The organism is Clavibacter tessellarius, assembly GCF_001618005.1.
Taxonomy (GTDB): Bacteria; Actinomycetota; Actinomycetes; order Actinomycetales; family Microbacteriaceae; genus Clavibacter; species Clavibacter tessellarius_A.
In genome coordinates, this window is sequence record NZ_LQXA01000028.1 from 68307 (window position 1) to 83162 (window position 14856).

Here is a 14856-nt window from a genome sequence, read left to right on the forward strand (position 1 = left end):
CCGCCCTCCCCGGGCCTCGGCCGGGCCCGTCCGTCCTCGCCCGGCGCCCGGCTACCGCGGGAAGGCGTCGACGGGGGAGCGGACGGGATCGATGTCGTAGCCGAAGTAGCGCGGCCCCGTGAGCTCGATGCCGCGCGGGCTGTGCCAGCGCTCGTCGGCCGGCGCGCTGACCACGCGCACGCGCTGCCCGAAGCGCAGCGTCTCCGTGGTGATCGGCTCGCCCGTCTCGCTGTCGAGCACCATGATCAGGTCGGGCGTCGAGGCCACGGGGACCCCGTCGATCGACGCCAGCAGCATCTCGTTCTGGAAGCCGAGCACGATCTCGCGGCCCTCGTCGGCGCCCGTGCCCTGGATCCTGGCCTCGCCCTTCGCGAAGCCTGCGACCGTGCGCCGGGCCACGTCCACGACCTTGCCGCCGAGGAGCACCGCGCCGCCGAGCCGCCCGGCCACCGCCTCCACCGGGTCGACGAGCGCGTCGCGCGCCTCCTCCACCAGCGTGCCGAGCTCGTGGCACAGCGAGAGCGTGCGCGGCACGAAGGACGTCTTGATCTGCGCGCCCGTCATCGCGTAGTTCGACATGATCATCGAGCTGCCCATCTGCACGGCCACCGGTCGGGTGAGCCGCTCGGCCCAGGCGTTGTCGATGGTGTCGACGACGCCCGTGTTGCCCTTCTCGTCGGCGAAGGACATGGGCGTCGCGCGGATGCCGTCGATCGTGGGGATCACCATCTGGATCTCGGGGAACGCGCGTCCCATCCCGTCGCCGTCCACGAGCGGCAGGCCCATGCGCGCGGCGGCGACCATGGGGATGGTGGAGTTCGCGCCGCCCACCTCGATGCACGCGACGTGCGTGGGCGTCACGCCGAGGTAGCGGGCGAGCGACAGGATCGCGCCCTGCAGCTGCTCGACCGTGGGGAGCTTCTCGACCATCACGGTGGGCGCGCCCATCATCGCGACGGGGATCACGACCGCGTCGTCCGGCAGGTCGAACGGGTCGGCGAGCGGGATGGGGCCGAGCTCCTTGATCGCCTCGGCCGCGAGCAGGCGCCCGATGTAGGGGTCGCCGCCGCCGCCCGTGCCGAGGATGGCGGCGCCGCGCGCGATGGCGGGCAGGTGCTCCAGCCGGATCTCGGTGAGGCGGGTGCGGGGCACGGTCGTGTCAGACATGCGCGGCCTTCCTGATCTCGAGGTCGCCGACGGCCTTGGCGCGGATGCGGATCGCGTTGCCGGGCAGGTAGGGGATGACGAGCTCGTCGAAGTCCACGATCTCGACGCTCGCCGGGGACGCGCCCGCGGCGACCGCGCGCTCCACGGCCTCCTGCCGGGCGTCGTCGAGGGCCTGCTGGCGGGATCCGTCGTTGACGCTGTAGACGCGGTCGAGCTCGCCGGAGACCTGCGCGATGGCGGCGCCGACGGCGTTGGCGACCGCGTGGTCGTTCGGCCGGACGATCCGCCCGAGTCCCTCGAGCTCGTCGGGCAGGAGGATCGAGCCGCCGCCCACGGCCACCACCGGCAGCGGCGCGGACGAGGTGCGCATGCGCTCCACGACGTCGGCGACGCGCACCGCGATGGTGTCGAGCGTCCGGCGCACGAGCTGGGGGGAGAGGTGCGCGACGAGCGCGGGGTCGCCCACCTCGGCCATGCCGGCGGCGACCGCGACGTCCGTGGTTGTGAGGGTGTCCCCGCCGAACACGAGGGCGCGCCGGCCGAGCGCGTAGCCGACCGAGTCGGGGCCGACCAGGTCGCCGTCGCCGCGCACCAGGGATCCGCCGCCGATGCCGATGGAGAGCACGTCCGGCATGCGGAAGTTGGTGCGGATGCCGGCCACGCTGATCTCGGTCGTCGCCTCCCGCGGGAAACCGCTCGCCAGCACGCCGACGTCGCTCGTGGTGCCGCCGATGTCGACGACCGCGCACGTGTCGAGGCCGGAGAGGAGGGCCGCGCCGCGCATCGAGTTGGTGGGGCCGGACGCGAAGGTCGCCACCGGGTACCGGCGCGCGAAGTCGGCGCCCATGAGCGTGCCGTCGTTCTGCGAGAGGTAGAGGGGAGCGGTGATCCCGTGGCCGCGCACGGCCTTCTCGAGCCCGCCCACGATCCCGTCCGCCAGCTCCCGGAGCGACGCGTTGATGATGGTCGCGTTCTCGCGCTCCAGCAGCCCGATGCGGCCGATCTCGTGGGACAGCGAGATGGCGACATCGGGTCCCAGCTCGGCCGCGAGGACGGCCGCGGCCTCCACCTCGAACTCGCTGTTCACGGGCGCGAACACCGACGAGATCGCGACGGAGCGGAGGCCCCGCCGGGCGATGTCGGCCGCGTGCCGCTTCAGCTCGTCGTGGTCGAGCGGCGCGATGACCCGGCCGTCGAACTCGTGGCCGCCGTGGGCGAGGTACCCGGTGCCGCGCACGGCGTCGACCAGCGCCTCGGGCCAGTCGACGAAGGGCGGCAGCGACGCGGTCGCCGGCAGCGCGAGCCGCACGGCCGCGGTGGGCGCGAGTCGCCGGGCCTCGACGAGGGCGTTGATGAAGTGGGTGGTGCCGATCATGACCGCGTCGATCGCGGCCGGGTCGAAGGGGTGCTGCCGGTCGAGCTCCGCGAGCGCGCCGACGATGCCGGAGGTGACGTCCTCGGTGGTGGAGGACTTGATGCCGACGACCACGCGGTCGCCGTCCATGAGCACGGCGTCCGTGTTGGTGCCGCCGACGTCGATGCCGATCCTCATCGCCTCGCCCCCGTCCCGGCCGTGGCCGCGACCGGCGTCGCGGCTCCCGGCGCCGGATGCGCGGCGCCCTCGGTGGCGACCTCGCCGACGCCGCGGATCAAGCCCGCCTTACCGAGCACCGCGTAGAGCACGAAGGCCGTGATGACCGCGTTCAGGCTGCCGAGCCCGAAGGTCGCGTAGTAGCCGACGAGCGCGGAGACCAGCCAGATCCCGAGGCTCACCGGCACCCAGCGCGGCGCGCTTGCCGGGAGCGCGCCGGTCGCGCGGGAGGCGTCGAGCGCCGGCCGCCAGTTCCTCACCACGAAGTACTCGGCGATCATGATCCCCACGATGGGCGGGAACGCCACGCCCAGCAGGGTGAGGAACGCGGTGAACTGACCGAGGATCCCGGCCGCCGCGAGCACCGACCCGACCAGGCCGACCACGACCGTCACGAGCGCCCGGTTCACGCGCCGCCCGAACACGGTGTCGATGAAGTTCACGATGCCGAGGCCCGACGAGTACAGGTTCCAGTCGTTGATCTTGATGGTGCCGAGCAGGATCACGAGCACGCCCACCCAGCCCACCGACGACAGGATGATCGCGGAGACGTCGGCCGTGCGCACCGCGTGCGCGAGCAGCACACCGGACAGCCCCGTGAGGTACTCGCCGACCGTGATGCTCACGACCGTCTGCTTCACCACGTCGATCGCCGAGCGGTTGTAGCGGGTCTGATCGGGCGAGATGAGCGCGCCGACGATGAAGCCGCCGGCCACGATCGAGGCGCCCGCCAGGATCGACATGGGTGGGCCCGGCGCCGCCTGCGTCACGAGCTCCGAGATGTCGTGCTCCTTCAGCTCGAGGACGACGGCCCAGCCGACGAGCAGCAGGAAGAGCGGCACCGCGATGTTCGCGACCCACTGCATGCCGTGGAAGCCGAGCATCACGACGGCGGTGATGATCAGGCCGAACGCGAGCGACCAGGCCCACACCGGCAGCCACGGCATGATCGAGTGCAGCCCGGAGGCGGAGACGCCCGACTGGATGCCGAACCAGCCGATGAGGCTGACGCCGATGGCCAGGCCGATGACGGCGGAGCCCGCGTGCCCGAATCCCGTCCACCGCGACAGGATCGAGGTGTTCAGCCCCTCGCGCTGCCCGATGAGCCCGGTGAAGACGCAGACGACCTCGAGGATCACGGCGCCGATGGTGATCGCCCAGAAGGCATCCCAGAACGACATGCTGAAGCCGAGCGTGGCGGCGACGACGAAGGCGCTCAGCGCGGACAGCTGGCCGACGCGCTGGGTCGCGATGGGGAACCAGTGGTAGCGCGCCTCCTGCGGGACCCGCGCGAGCGCGTAGTCGTCGGGTGCGGTGGATGCCATGGGGACTCCTCGGGTGTCACGACGGGTTGCCACAGCGTAGGGATCCGCCCGCGGAGGGCGCCATGTGCAGAGTGCCCCGTCGGGAGCGGGGAGCGGGGCGGAGTGCTGGGGGAGAGTCCGGGCGGGTCGGCTCCGAGCCTGCGAGCATCGGGAGTCTCATGGACGACGCGCGACCTCGGAACCCCGACTCCTGGGAGCCGCCGGGCCTGGGGGCGGCCCTCGTGGGACACCTCGTCCTCGGGGTCGTGAAGGCGCCGGTGGTGCTCGTGCTCCTCGGGCTCGCGACCCTCCTGCCCGCCGTCCCGTCGCCGGGAGCCGGTGGACTGGTGGCGCTCGTCGCCGTGGCCATCGGCGTCGGCGCGCTGATCGAGGTCCTGGTCGAGGACCCCTTCGCCCGGCGGCGGAGGCTCTCGTCGCCGGGCGGCTGGGACTTCGCGCTCGTGCCCCCGCTCGTCGCGCTGGTGGGGGTGGTGGCCCTCGGCTGGCTCATGAGCCGCTCGCTCGCCGTGGGCGTGGCGGTGGGAGCCGCCTGGGGGCTGGCCTCCGCGGTCGGGATCGCCATCGGCCGCCCGTGGGAGCCCGGCATGACGCAGGACGAGCACGACGCCAAGTGGATCGAGCTGAAGGACATGACCCGCGAGACCTTCGCCCCCGACGTGGAGGAGATCCGCCGTCGTGCCGGGGAGCGGAGCATGCAGCGCTACCGCGACGCGATCGAGAGGAAGCGGCGGGAGCAGGACAGCGAGGGCGGGTGAGCCCGGACGATCCGTCCTACGTCGTCGTGGGGATGTAGCGACGCAGATGCTGGCGCAGCGCGGGATCGACCACGTGGACGAAGGTCCCGCGGATGCCGCGCGTCATGAGCACCGCGTAGATGTTGCTGATGAGCAGCCGCAGGTCATCGTCGGAGAAGGTGATGCCGAGCGTCGGGTTGTTCTCCTGGCCCTTCTTGTCGAAGTAGGACTCGCGGTGCATGAACAGGCTGCCGCCCTCGGAGTCGTATCGGAGATCCGGCCCGATGATGACGCCGGCGTAGTTCAGGTCGTATCCCTGCACCGTGTGGATCGAGCCCACCTCCTCCAGCGCGTTCGTCGACGCGATCCAGTCGCGTTGAGTGCTGTTCCACTTCGCCCGGTAGTCGCCGATCCGGATGTCGAACGCCTGAGGGTCCTTCTTCGAGACCCACTCCCATGCGTACCCCGGCACCATGCGCGCGAGCCCGTGCTCCCGGTCACGGTCGCGGATGGCCGCATGCATGGCGCCGACATCGTCGAACATCCGCAACTCGTAGTCGCCGAGGGCGTCCGCGGTCAGCGGCTCCTCCGGACGCGAGCTCGGCGTCGCGCCGAGGACGCGGCGGATGTACCCGATGTAATCCGTCCCCGCTCGCACGCGCATCTGCGACATGAGCGGCTGCCAGCGGCGACCGCGTCGTGCCTCGGCGATGACGCCGTCGATGATGTCCGCGCCGAGATCGGCGGGCCGAACGCTCTGCGCGGGGTCGATCATGAGGATCTGATGCGTGCTCTTCCCGCGGATCCAGTCCAGCTGCGTCTTGTGCTTGTCGTCCTCCCCGAAGAGGGCGACGGTGATGTCCTCGAACTTGCGATTCAGCGGCCCCGAGGCCTGGTTCGCCCGGCGGTTCAGGCGATGCGCCTCATCGACGATGAGGAGGTCGAAGCGGCCTGCGCTCTCGCCGACCTGGAAGGGCGTCAGGACCTCGACGCCTCGTAGCCCGGGCGTGCGCGTGAACACCTTCTTCACGCTCTCTCGCAGCGACTGCTGGGGAATGACGAAACCCGTGCGCATCCCCTGGAGCGCCTCGCGGTTCTCGCCGAGGAAGAAGTCGGTGAACACGGAGTCGCTGTCGAGGACGTCGTCGACCGGGAGCCGCCCGATGTCGGCGATCAGCTTCAGCAGGTAGATCGCCACGACGGTCTTCCCGGTGCCGGGCTCGCCCTGGATCACCATCGTGCTCTCGATCCCCGTCTGCCGGTCCGCTACCAGACCTTCGAGCACCTGCTCCAGCGCGACCTCCTGGTCAGGCGAGAGCGCCTTGAACGGGGAAAGCTTGAAGAGGTCGCCGTTCTCGATCTCGGCGATGGAGCGCTGGAACAGCCCCTCGCGTCGAAGCGTCTCGAAGACCCTCTCGAACTCCGCGGTGTAGGTGACTCGGTCGTAGTAGTCCGCGTTCGTGATCCCGATGTTGCGGTTCAGGACGGTGTAGACGCCGTCGCCGGAGAAGAGGTTGATGAGACGCGACTCGAAGTCCAGGCACACGGACTTGTTGAAGGTCTCACCGACGATCACGCGCGCGGTCGCCAGATGTCCGCGTGCGTCGGACTTGAGGTGCTGTGCGAGACGCGCGGCTGCCCGGAGCGATTCCCCGACGTAGAGGTCGTCGGGTGCGCGGCGGCTCGGCCGCTTTCCGGCGGGCGGACCGTCGAGGACGTAGACCACCGGCCAGTTGGAGTTGCGCGGATGCTCTGCTCCCCATCGGGCGACGGCGTCACCGGAGAGTGCGACGCGACGGACCTCAAAGTGCGTCATACCGGGCGCTGCGTCCGCGAGCCTTCTCCACCGGGTACTTGGCTCGCGTGACGGCCAGCTTCTCGCGCACGATCTCCTCCGGGTCGAGGTCCATCCGCTCGGCCAGGAGCAGGCAGTACGTCAAGACGTCGGCCAACTCGCCCCTCACCTGCGCAGGGTCGCCCTCGGCATCCCACTGGTAGCACTCGAGCAGCTCGCCCGCCTCGATCACGATGCTCTTCGCGAGGTTCTCCGGCGTGTGGAACTGCGCCCAGTCCCGTTCCGCGACGAACGCGGCGAGCTCGTCGCGCACGTCTCGGCTGACCATGCGGTCACGGTAGCAGGCGGTCCCCGATCCCGAAGTGGGGGCACCGCGCTTCCATGAGCGCGCATGGACATCCGTATCGTCAGGATCACCGAGACGAGGGAGTCCCCATGGAATTCGCCGAACGACTGGCCGCCCTGGCCCTGAAGGTCCGCAACCAGCGCGAGGCCATCCAGACGGAGGAGGCGACGAAGAACGCGTTCATCATGCCGTTCATCTCCACGATCCTCGGATACGACGTCTTCAACCCGCTCGAGGTGGTCCCCGAGTTCACGGCGGACCTCGGCCTCAAGAAGGGCGAGAAGATCGACTACGCGATCATGCGCGACGGCGAGGTGCAGATCCTCATCGAGTGCAAGAAGTCGACGGAGCCGCTGAAGATCGAGCACGCGTCGCAGCTCTTCCGCTACTTCGCCGTCACCAACGCGCGGATCGCGGTGCTCACGAACGGCGAGACGTACCACTTCTACACGGACCTCGACGCGCCGAACCGCATGGACGAGAAGCCGTTCCTCGTGCTCGATCTCGCGGACATCGACGAGACCCTGCTGCCCGAGCTGATGAAGCTCACGAAGGATGTCTTCGACCTCGACTCGATCATCAGCGCCGCGGGCGAGCTCAAGTACGTCGGGGCGCTGAAGCGGGCGATCGCGGCCGAGTTCCGCGAGCCGACCACGGAGTGGGTGAAGCTCCTCACCCGTCGCGTGTACGACGGATCGTTCACGGAGAAGGTGCGGGAGCAGTTCACGACGCTCGTCGGCAAGGCGTCGAAGCAGTACCTGAACGAGCAGGTGAACGACCGCCTGAAGACGGCCCTGGGCGCTCCCGCGTTCCCGTCGGCGCCGACCGCGGTGTCGGCCGACGCGATCACCAGCGAGGAGGCCGTGGAGGCCGACCTCGATCGCGACACCGAGATCGAGACGACCCTCGAGGAGCTCGAGGGCTACCAGATCGTCAAGGCCATCGCCTGCAGCGAGGTGAAGCCGCAGCGCGTGGTGCACCGTGACGCGAAGTCGTACCTCGCGATCCTCCTCGACGACAACAACCGCAAGCCCATCGCGCGCCTCCACTTCAACGGCAAGAAGCAGAAGTACCTGGGGCTCTTCGACGCGCACAAGGTCGAGACGCGGCACCCGATCGGATCGCTCGACGAGATCTACGCGCACGCGGACGCGATCCGGGAGGCGATCCGCGGGCACGCGGGGGAGCCGGTCGGCGCGTAGTTCCGGGTCACTCCGCCAGCGCCTCCGCGATCCGCGGGAACTCCACCGCCACCACGCGCCACAGCACCTCCACGTCCGTGCCGTCGTAGTCGTGGGCGACGAAGCTCCGTACCGCGCGGATCCCGCTCCAGTCGACGTCGGGACGGGCTTCCCGGAAGGAGGTGGGGAGGCGGTCGGCGGCGCTCGAGAGGTCCACGACGAGCGAGCGCGCGATGCGGCGCTGCTCGTCGTCCGCGGGGTCGACGAAGCGCGCGTGGCCGCGCGCCGCCACCCGTCGAGCGGAGACCGCGAACCGCGCGATGTCCGCCAGCAGCGCCGGGATGCGTTCGCCGTCGATCATCAGAGGGCCACGGCCTCGGTTCGGATGCGGTCCATGACCGGCCCCGTCCCACGATCGGAGACCACGTCGACGTGCAGGCCCAGCAGTTCCGTGACCTCGGCCATGAAGCCCGCCAGGTCGAAGAGGGACGCGTCCGGCGCGGGATGCACGAGGAGATCCACGTCGGATCCCGCCGTGGCGTCCCCGCGCGCCACGGATCCGAAGACGCGGACGTCGCTGAGGCGTCGGCGGGCCGCGACCTCGAGGATCCGCTCCCGCGACGCCCGCACGCGCTCGAGCGACGGGACCCGCAGCACCGACCCCAGCCGCTCGAGCGTCTCGGGGGACGGCTGCCGGCGACCGCTCTCGTACGCGGCGATGTTCGGCTGCGGGACCCCCGTGCGAGCGGCGAGCTCGCGTTGCGACAGCGCCATCTCGCGGCGCAGCCGACGCAGCTCCTCACCGATGGACGCCTCGCTCATGACCGCGATGATATCGGGCCGATATCGCGAGGCGAAGGGTGCCCCTGGAGGGACTCGAACCCCCAACCCTTTCCTTAGGACGGAACTGCTCTTCCATTGAGCTACAGAGGCTGACGGGCCCATGGTAGCGGAGGGCCGCGGGCTCGGCTGAGGTGGGCGGGCGCCGGGGACGGACACGGGCGGCTGTCCGCCGAGCCCCCCCGGATCGCCCCCCGCGCGGCCCCGCCTGCCCGTTTCCCCACCCGGCGCGTCGTACTGTTGCCGGGTGTGGCGTGCCAATGAACGATCCGACGACGACGACGACCTGCTCTCCGGGTTCGCCGCCGAGCATCTTGAGGACCCCCACGTGAACGCTTCCCACAACAGCACCAGCCCCCACGACCTCCGCGTCGGCGACGTGCAGCTGGGCAGCGGCAACGTGGCCGAGCCCCGCTGGCGCGAGTGGCGCGAGCAGCTGGCCGGCATCGGCGGGCCCTCGCCCCTCCTCCACTTCGTCGACGTGCCCGGCGCGCGCATCGAGCTGAGCACCACGCATCCCGGCGGCCTCGCGCAGTTCATCACGGGCAAGACGACCCTGCTGTCGTCCCTCATCCGCGACGAGCTCGCGCTCCGCAGCGCCCGCAAGGCCGCGAACAGGATCACCCAGAAGGGCATCGAGCTGGTCTCGGCCCGGGGCATCGAGTCGATCCACCTCGCCATCGGCCTCGCCGAGTGGCGCTTCGCCGACGAGCAGTTCCGCGCGCCGGTGCTCCTGCGCCCGCTCGCCATCCGCCGCCACGGCAGCGACTACGAGGTGCGCCTCAAGGGGCAGCCGTTCCTCAACCCGGCGCTCGCTCGGGCGCTCGAGGAGCAGTTCCAGATCACGCTCGACGCCGAGTCGTTCGTCGCGCTCGCCGTGCAGAACGGCGCGTTCAAGCCGCAGCCGGTCATCGACCGCCTGCGCGGCCTCACCTCGCACCTGCCCGCCTTCGCGGTGCAGCCGCGCCTCGTCGTCTCCTCGTTCGCCGAGGTCGGCCGCGCGCTCGCCGAGGACGCTGAGCACCTCGACCACCTCGTGATCGACGCCATCGCCGGCAACCCCACCGCCAAGTGGGGCGTCGGCGAGGCCTACGCGCCGGTGGATCCGATCCCGCAGGACCAGCGCCCGCCCGTCACCGACACCCTGCTGCTCGACGCGGATCCGGAGCAGGAGTACGTCATCGCGCAGATCAACGCGGGCAACTCGCTCGTGGTGACGACGCTTCCCGGCACGGGCGGCACGCAGACGATCGTCAACTCCATCGGCTGCCTCGTCGCGCAGAACAAGCGCGTGCTCGTGGTGAGCCCCCGCGCCTCCTCGCTGAAGGGCATCGGCCAGCGCCTGGCCGACGTGGGGCTGCCGGGCCTCGCCGTCGCACCGAAGTCGCTGAAGCGCGACGTGGTGCAGTCCATCGTCCGCAACGAGAAGGCCGCGCCCGCGCAGACCGCCGAGGTCGACGACGCGCTCGTGCGTCTGCGCCACGTGCTGCTCGACTACCGCTTCGCGCTCGGCCGCCCCGACGCCGAGCTCGGCGTCTCCGTGCTCGACGCGCTCGGCGAGCTCTCTCGCCTCGCGCTGCTCCCCAGCCCGCCGGCCACCACCGCGCGCCTCACCCGCGCCGCCGTGACGGCCATCGCGCACGACCGCGCGAGCGCCGCCGCCTCCCTCGTGAAGGCCGCGAGCCTCGGCGAGTTCCGCTACGGCCCGGGCGACTCGCCCTGGTACGGCGCCACCTTCCCCACGAGCGCCGCCGCGAGCCACGCGCACGACCTCGCGAAGTCGCTGTCCGCCGACGGCCTCCCGCGCCTCCTCGAGCGGGCCGACGAGCTCATCGGCCAGACGCGCATGCGCGCCTACCGCTCCATCGACGAGCTCGGCGTGTACCTCCGCCTCCTGCTCGACGTGCGCGAGACCCTCGACAAGTTCCAGCCCGTCGTCTTCGACCGGTCGCTCAGCGAGATCATCGCGGCCACCGGGTCCCGCCGCGACGCCCCCGAGATGACGAGCATCACCCGCCGTCGCCTCCGCAAGCTGGCGCGCGAGTACGTGCGCCCGGGCGTCCACATCTCCGACATGCACGAGAGTCTCCAGGCGATCCAGAAGCAGCGGATCCTGTGGCAGCGCTACGTCGCGGTCGGCTCGACCCCGGAGGTCCCGCGCGGCATCTCCGACGTGCACGTCCGCTTCCAGGAGGTCGCCGCCGACCTCCGCGTGCTCGACGAGCCGCTGAGCATGCTCACCCGGCCCACCCCGCTCGCCGAGCTGCCCGTCGACGAGCTGCGCGAGAAGGTCGCCCAGCTCGCCGAGGACAGCGAGGTGCTGCAGAACCTGCAGGAGCGCACCTCCCTGCTGGCCGAGCTCCGCCGCCTCGACCTCGACCCGCTGCTCCGCGACCTCTCCGACCGGCACGTGCCGCAGGAGGCCGTCGCCGCCGAGCTCGAGCTCGCCTGGTGGCAGTCCGTGCTCGAGCAGATGCTCGCGGGCGACAAGGCGCTCCTCAACGCGAACACGAGCGTGCTCGACCGGCTCGAGTCCGACTTCCGCCTCGTCGACGAGGCGCACGCGACCGCGAGCGCGGGCCTCCTGGCCTGGCAGCTCGCGGAGACGTGGAAGATCGGCGTGGTCGACTGGCCCGAGGAGGCGCACCACCTGCGCCAGCTGCTCGGCGGATCCGCCCCCGTCGACGCCGCGGCCCTCCACCACTCAGCGCCCCACCTCTCGCGCACGATCGCGCCGGTCTGGCTCGCGTCGCCCTACGAGGTGCCGGCGATCACCGACGAGATGCCCTTCGACGCCGTGTTCCTCGTGGACGCCGGCGCTATGACGCTCGCGGAGGCCCTCGGCGGCATCCGGCGCGGCAAGCAGACCGTGGTCTTCGGGGATCCCGTCACGCAGACGCCGTCGCCGTTCACGATCGCGGTCGTGCCGCAGCCGGAGCGCTCGACGCCGCAGCTCGCGGACGACGACTCGACGCTCGAGGAGCGCCACGCCGACTCCGCCCTCGCGCGCCTCGGCGAGCTCCTGCCCTCCCTCGCGCTCACCCGCAGCTACCGCGCGGGCGGCGAGGACCTGGCCGAGCTCGTCAACCGCCGGTTCTACGGCGGCCGCATCCAGTCGCTCCCGTGGGCCGGCACGTTCCTCGGCCACGGCAGCCTGTCGCTCGACTTCGTCGCCGACGGCCACGGCATGCCCGACGAGGACACCGGCGCCGTCGAGAGCGTCGACGCCGAGGTGATCCGCGTGGTGGAGCTCGTGCTCGACCATGCGAGCCACCGTCCGCGCGAGTCCCTCATGGTCATCACCGCGAGCGCCCGGCACGCCGTGCGCGTGCAGCAGGCCGTGCTCCATGCGGCGGCCAAGCGCAGCGACGTCACCGAGTTCTTCATCGGCGACCGCGCGGAGCCGTTCATGGTCGCGACCCTCGAGCAGTGCGTCGCGCAGAGCCGCGACCGCGTCATCTTCTCCGTCGGCTACGGCCGCACCCCGCACGGCCGCGTGCTGTCGAACTTCGGCTCGCTCGCGGCTCCCGGCGGGGAGCGCCTGCTCGCGGTCGCCATGACGCGCGCCCGCCGCTCGATGGTCGTGGTCTCCTGCTTCCAGCCGTCGGACATCGACCAGGACCGGATGAAGCACGGCATCGTCGCGCTCGCCCAGATCCTGTCCGAGGCGGAGGCGCGCTTCCGCGAGGACCCGATCCCGGACGACGGCGACGCCATGCTCGTCGACCTCGCCCGCCGCCTCGAGGGCCTCGGCCTCGCGCCCGCCCTCGGCCACCGCGACAAGCTCGGCCTCGTGGCGTCCTACGGCGGCCGGGCCATCGCGATCGAGACCGACCCGGTCGTCAACCAGACGAGCCTCCGCGAGTCGCTGCGCCTGCGGCCCGAGATGCTCAAGCGGCTCGGCTGGCACTACCTCCGCGTGCACTCCTTCGAGCTGTTCGCGGATCCGGATGCCGTCGCCCGCCGCATCGCCACCGCCCTCGGCGCCATCTCCGACGCGCACCCGGTCACCGCGCCCGTGCAGGTGCAGGCCGGCGCGCACCGGGCGGATTGATGCCGGAGCGCGATCCGTCGGACGCCGACGGCCACCCGCACGCCGCGGGGGAGCCCCGGCCGGCGCGCCGGCCGCGGCGCGCGTCGACTCCGCCCGTGCCGGGATCCGACCCCACGCCCCAGGCCGACGCGCGCGTCCCCGCGGTGCGCGCCGCCGAGGACGCGCCGCAGGGCTGGGGCGACGCGCCCGCGTCGGCCGACACCAACGACGACCGCCTCCGGCTCGACCGCCCGCCCCACTGGGGCTGAGCGGACGGACCGGAGGCGGTCGGTCGTGCGGGAGCGCGGATCCCGCTAGGCGGGCTTCCCGGTCTCGGCCGCGTGCTGGCCGGTCGGCGACGGCACCGTGTGCGAGCCCTCGGGCGAGGGCCGCCCGGCGAGCAGGTCGCGGATCTCGATGAGCAGCTCGGTCTCGGTCGGCGGCACGTCCTTCGGCGTGGCCTCCTCCTCGGCCTTCTGCTTGGCGAACGCCACCTTCTTGAGGTGGTTCACGGGCAGCACGAGCGCGAAGTAGACGACGGCCGCGACGATGAGGAAGTTGAGGACCGCGGCGATCACGGCGCCGAAGTAGATGGTGGCCTCGCCGCCCGACGCCTTCGGGATCCCGACAGGCAGAGCCTCCGCGAGGTCCTTCGCGTCGAAGAGCGCCCCTATGACCGGGTTGAAGACCGACGTGACGATGGCCGTCACGATCGCGGTGAACGCGGCGCCGATGACGACCGCGACCGCGAGGTCGATGACGTTGCCGCGGAGGATGAACTCCTTGAAGCCCTTCACGGGTGCTCCTGTCGTGCGGGCCGCCCGATCAGGTGGACGGCGAGGACGGACCGGAGCCCGAGGACGCGGGACCGGAGGGGGTGCTGGGGGCCACGGTACCGGAGCCCTGGCCCGTGGTGCCCGACCCCGAGGAGTCGGACGACGAGGACGACGAGGACGACGAGGACGACGAGGACGACGAGTCAGACGAGGATGACGACGAGTCGGACGACGAGGACGACGACGCGTCGCCCGACTTCGCCGACGACGACCCCGACGACGACCGCGACCGCTTCGCCGCGTCCTCGGTGCGCGAGTCGTTGCGGTAGAAGCCGCTGCCGGTGAAGCTCACGCCCACCGCCGCGAAGAGCTTGCGGAGCTTGCCGCCGCACACGGGGCACTCGGTGAGGGAGTCGTCGGTGAACGCCTGCACGATGTCGAAGGCGTTGCCGCACAGCGTGCAGCGGTAGGAGTACGTGGGCATGGGTCCCTAGAAGGAGTGGATGAGGGTCGGGGTCACGATGCCGTCGACCGGCATGTCGTGCTTCTCCCGCGGGAGCTCGTCGACGAACTCGGCGTCGAACACCACAGCGTAGACCGGGGGACAGGCCTCCATGGATCCGAGGGTCTTGTCGAAGTAGCCGCGGCCCCAGCCCATGCGCATGCCGCCCTGGTCCACCGCGGCGGCGGGCACGATGATCAGGTCGACGTCGTTGATCGCGATCGGACCGAGCAGCTCGCCCACCGGCTCCGGCAGGCCGAACAGGCCCTCGGTCTCGGTGCCGTCGCTGACGACCCAGTCGAGCAGGCCGTCGTCTCGGGACACCGGCAGGAGCACCCGGAGGCCGTCCGCGTGCAGCCGCTGGAGGAAAGGCCGGGTGGTCGGCTCGTCGACGGTGGAGAGGTAGCAGGCGACGCGACGCGCGTCATGGTTCGCCACCAGCTCGGTCAGCCGGCTGGTCAGCCCGTGGGCCGCCTCGTCGCGCTCGGTCGAGGTCATCTGGCGACGACGCTCCCGCAGCTGGGCCCGCAGGGCCCTCTTCTCGTTGGGGACATCGCTCGGCATGG

At 71.4% G+C, this 14856-nt stretch carries 14 protein-coding genes, 1 tRNA gene and 1 pseudogene; 5 read left to right on the plus strand and 11 right to left on the minus strand.

Annotated features, from left to right (window positions below; genetic code table 11):
• Window positions 1-51: 51 nt before the first annotated feature.
• Genes AWH51_RS07130 through AWH51_RS07140 form a run of 3 tightly spaced genes read right to left on the minus strand, consistent with a single transcriptional unit; the run spans window position 52 to window position 4083 of the window.
• A complete protein-coding gene (locus AWH51_RS07130) occupies window positions 52-1167 on the minus strand; it encodes a DUF917 domain-containing protein (protein ID WP_063071403.1) in 1116 nt (371 codons plus the stop codon).
• Window positions 1160-2719 carry a hydantoinase/oxoprolinase N-terminal domain-containing protein gene (locus AWH51_RS07135; RefSeq protein ID WP_063071404.1) on the minus strand — a complete coding sequence of 520 codons (1560 nt, stop codon included), beginning with the start codon at window positions 2717-2719 and terminating at the stop codon, window positions 1160-1162. Before AWH51_RS07135 ends, AWH51_RS07130 begins: the two co-directional genes overlap by 8 nt.
• Window positions 2716-4083 (minus strand): purine-cytosine permease family protein, encoded by a 1368-nt coding sequence (locus tag AWH51_RS07140; protein ID WP_063071405.1) that lies wholly within the window; start codon window positions 4081-4083, stop codon window positions 2716-2718. Before AWH51_RS07140 ends, AWH51_RS07135 begins: the two co-directional genes overlap by 4 nt.
• Before the next feature lie 158 nt (window positions 4084-4241).
• Here AWH51_RS07140 and AWH51_RS07145 point away from each other — a divergent pair, with 158 nt between their 5' ends.
• On the plus strand, window positions 4242-4838 hold the full coding sequence (locus AWH51_RS07145; protein ID WP_063071406.1) for a hypothetical protein: 597 nt from the start codon (window positions 4242-4244) through the stop codon (window positions 4836-4838).
• 16 nt (window positions 4839-4854) lie between these two features.
• On the opposite strand, the gene AWH51_RS07150 is transcribed toward AWH51_RS07145, so the two are convergent.
• Window positions 4855-6393 carry a DNA/RNA helicase domain-containing protein gene (locus AWH51_RS07150; RefSeq protein ID WP_368072669.1) on the minus strand — a complete coding sequence of 513 codons (1539 nt, stop codon included), beginning with the start codon at window positions 6391-6393 and terminating at the stop codon, window positions 4855-4857.
• A 226-nt stretch (window positions 6394-6619) separates the two neighbouring features.
• Entirely contained in the window at window positions 6620-6940 is a 321-nt protein-coding gene (locus AWH51_RS07155; RefSeq protein WP_063071408.1) for a nucleotide pyrophosphohydrolase, read from the minus strand.
• A gap of 107 nt (window positions 6941-7047) precedes the next feature.
• Here AWH51_RS07155 and AWH51_RS07160 point away from each other — a divergent pair, with 107 nt between their 5' ends.
• The gene (locus AWH51_RS07160) at window positions 7048-8160 is read left to right on the plus strand and encodes a type I restriction endonuclease (protein WP_063071409.1); all 1113 of its coding nucleotides are present in this window, start codon (window positions 7048-7050) and stop codon (window positions 8158-8160) included.
• A gap of 7 nt (window positions 8161-8167) precedes the next feature.
• Here the strand turns inward: AWH51_RS07160 and AWH51_RS07165 are convergent, their stop codons facing one another.
• The 3 genes from AWH51_RS07165 to AWH51_RS07175 form a co-directional block, all read right to left on the minus strand.
• Window positions 8168-8500 (minus strand): DUF86 domain-containing protein, encoded by a 333-nt coding sequence (locus AWH51_RS07165; protein ID WP_063071410.1) that lies wholly within the window; start codon window positions 8498-8500, stop codon window positions 8168-8170.
• Window positions 8500-8961 carry an XRE family transcriptional regulator gene (locus tag AWH51_RS07170; protein ID WP_063071411.1) on the minus strand — a complete coding sequence of 154 codons (462 nt, stop codon included), beginning with the start codon at window positions 8959-8961 and terminating at the stop codon, window positions 8500-8502. Before AWH51_RS07170 ends, AWH51_RS07165 begins: the two co-directional genes overlap by 1 nt.
• A 39-nt stretch (window positions 8962-9000) precedes the next feature.
• Window positions 9001-9072: transfer RNA gene (locus AWH51_RS07175), tRNA-Arg, on the minus strand.
• Between the two features lie 154 nt (window positions 9073-9226).
• Here AWH51_RS07175 and AWH51_RS07180 point away from each other — a divergent pair.
• Both AWH51_RS07180 and AWH51_RS16250 read left to right on the plus strand, forming a co-directional pair.
• Complete coding sequence (locus AWH51_RS07180; protein WP_063071412.1) at window positions 9227-13033, plus strand: DUF4011 domain-containing protein; 3807 nt, start codon at window positions 9227-9229, stop codon at window positions 13031-13033.
• A 95-nt stretch (window positions 13034-13128) separates the two neighbouring features.
• On the plus strand, window positions 13129-13281 hold the full coding sequence (locus tag AWH51_RS16250) for a hypothetical protein (protein ID WP_175345484.1): 153 nt from the start codon (window positions 13129-13131) through the stop codon (window positions 13279-13281).
• A 45-nt stretch (window positions 13282-13326) separates the two neighbouring features.
• Here AWH51_RS16250 and mscL read toward each other — a convergent pair whose 3' ends face one another.
• On the minus strand, window positions 13327-13809 hold the full coding sequence (gene mscL / locus AWH51_RS07190) for a large conductance mechanosensitive channel protein MscL (protein ID WP_063071414.1): 483 nt from the start codon (window positions 13807-13809) through the stop codon (window positions 13327-13329).
• Window positions 13810-13922: 113 nt separating this feature from the next.
• Here mscL and AWH51_RS16610 point away from each other — a divergent pair, with 113 nt between their 5' ends.
• Window positions 13923-14117: a hypothetical protein gene (locus tag AWH51_RS16610; protein ID WP_368072670.1), complete on the plus strand. Its 195-nt coding sequence runs from the start codon at window positions 13923-13925 to the stop codon at window positions 14115-14117.
• 14 nt (window positions 14118-14131) lie between these two features.
• On the opposite strand, the pseudogene AWH51_RS16615 reads toward AWH51_RS16610, so the two are convergent.
• Window positions 14132-14272: pseudogene (locus AWH51_RS16615) on the minus strand (FmdB family zinc ribbon protein); the annotation flags it as partial.
• A 6-nt stretch (window positions 14273-14278) separates the two neighbouring features.
• Complete coding sequence (locus tag AWH51_RS07200) at window positions 14279-14854, minus strand: 5-formyltetrahydrofolate cyclo-ligase (RefSeq protein ID WP_063071416.1); 576 nt, start codon at window positions 14852-14854, stop codon at window positions 14279-14281.
• Window positions 14855-14856: the final 2 nt, after the last annotated feature.

Bases quoted from the DNA above. Each gene is read 5' to 3' on its own strand.
- AWH51_RS07145 (WP_063071406.1), top strand. From the start codon at position 4,242: ATGGACGACGCGCGACCTCGGAACCCCGACTCCTGGGAGCCGCCGGGC.
- AWH51_RS07135 (WP_063071404.1), bottom strand. From the start codon at position 2,719: ATGAGGATCGGCATCGACGTCGGCGGCACCAACACGGACGCCGTGCTC.
- AWH51_RS07160 (WP_063071409.1), top strand. From the start codon at position 7,048: ATGGAATTCGCCGAACGACTGGCCGCCCTGGCCCTGAAGGTCCGCAAC.
- AWH51_RS07200 (WP_063071416.1), bottom strand. From the start codon at position 14,854: ATGCCGAGCGATGTCCCCAACGAGAAGAGGGCCCTGCGGGCCCAGCTG.
- AWH51_RS07155 (WP_063071408.1), bottom strand. From the start codon at position 6,940: ATGGTCAGCCGAGACGTGCGCGACGAGCTCGCCGCGTTCGTCGCGGAA.
- AWH51_RS07140 (WP_063071405.1), bottom strand. From the start codon at position 4,083: ATGGCATCCACCGCACCCGACGACTACGCGCTCGCGCGGGTCCCGCAG.
- AWH51_RS07130 (WP_063071403.1), bottom strand. From the start codon at position 1,167: ATGTCTGACACGACCGTGCCCCGCACCCGCCTCACCGAGATCCGGCTG.
- AWH51_RS07170 (WP_063071411.1), bottom strand. From the start codon at position 8,961: ATGAGCGAGGCGTCCATCGGTGAGGAGCTGCGTCGGCTGCGCCGCGAG.
- AWH51_RS07165 (WP_063071410.1), bottom strand. From the start codon at position 8,500: ATGATCGACGGCGAACGCATCCCGGCGCTGCTGGCGGACATCGCGCGG.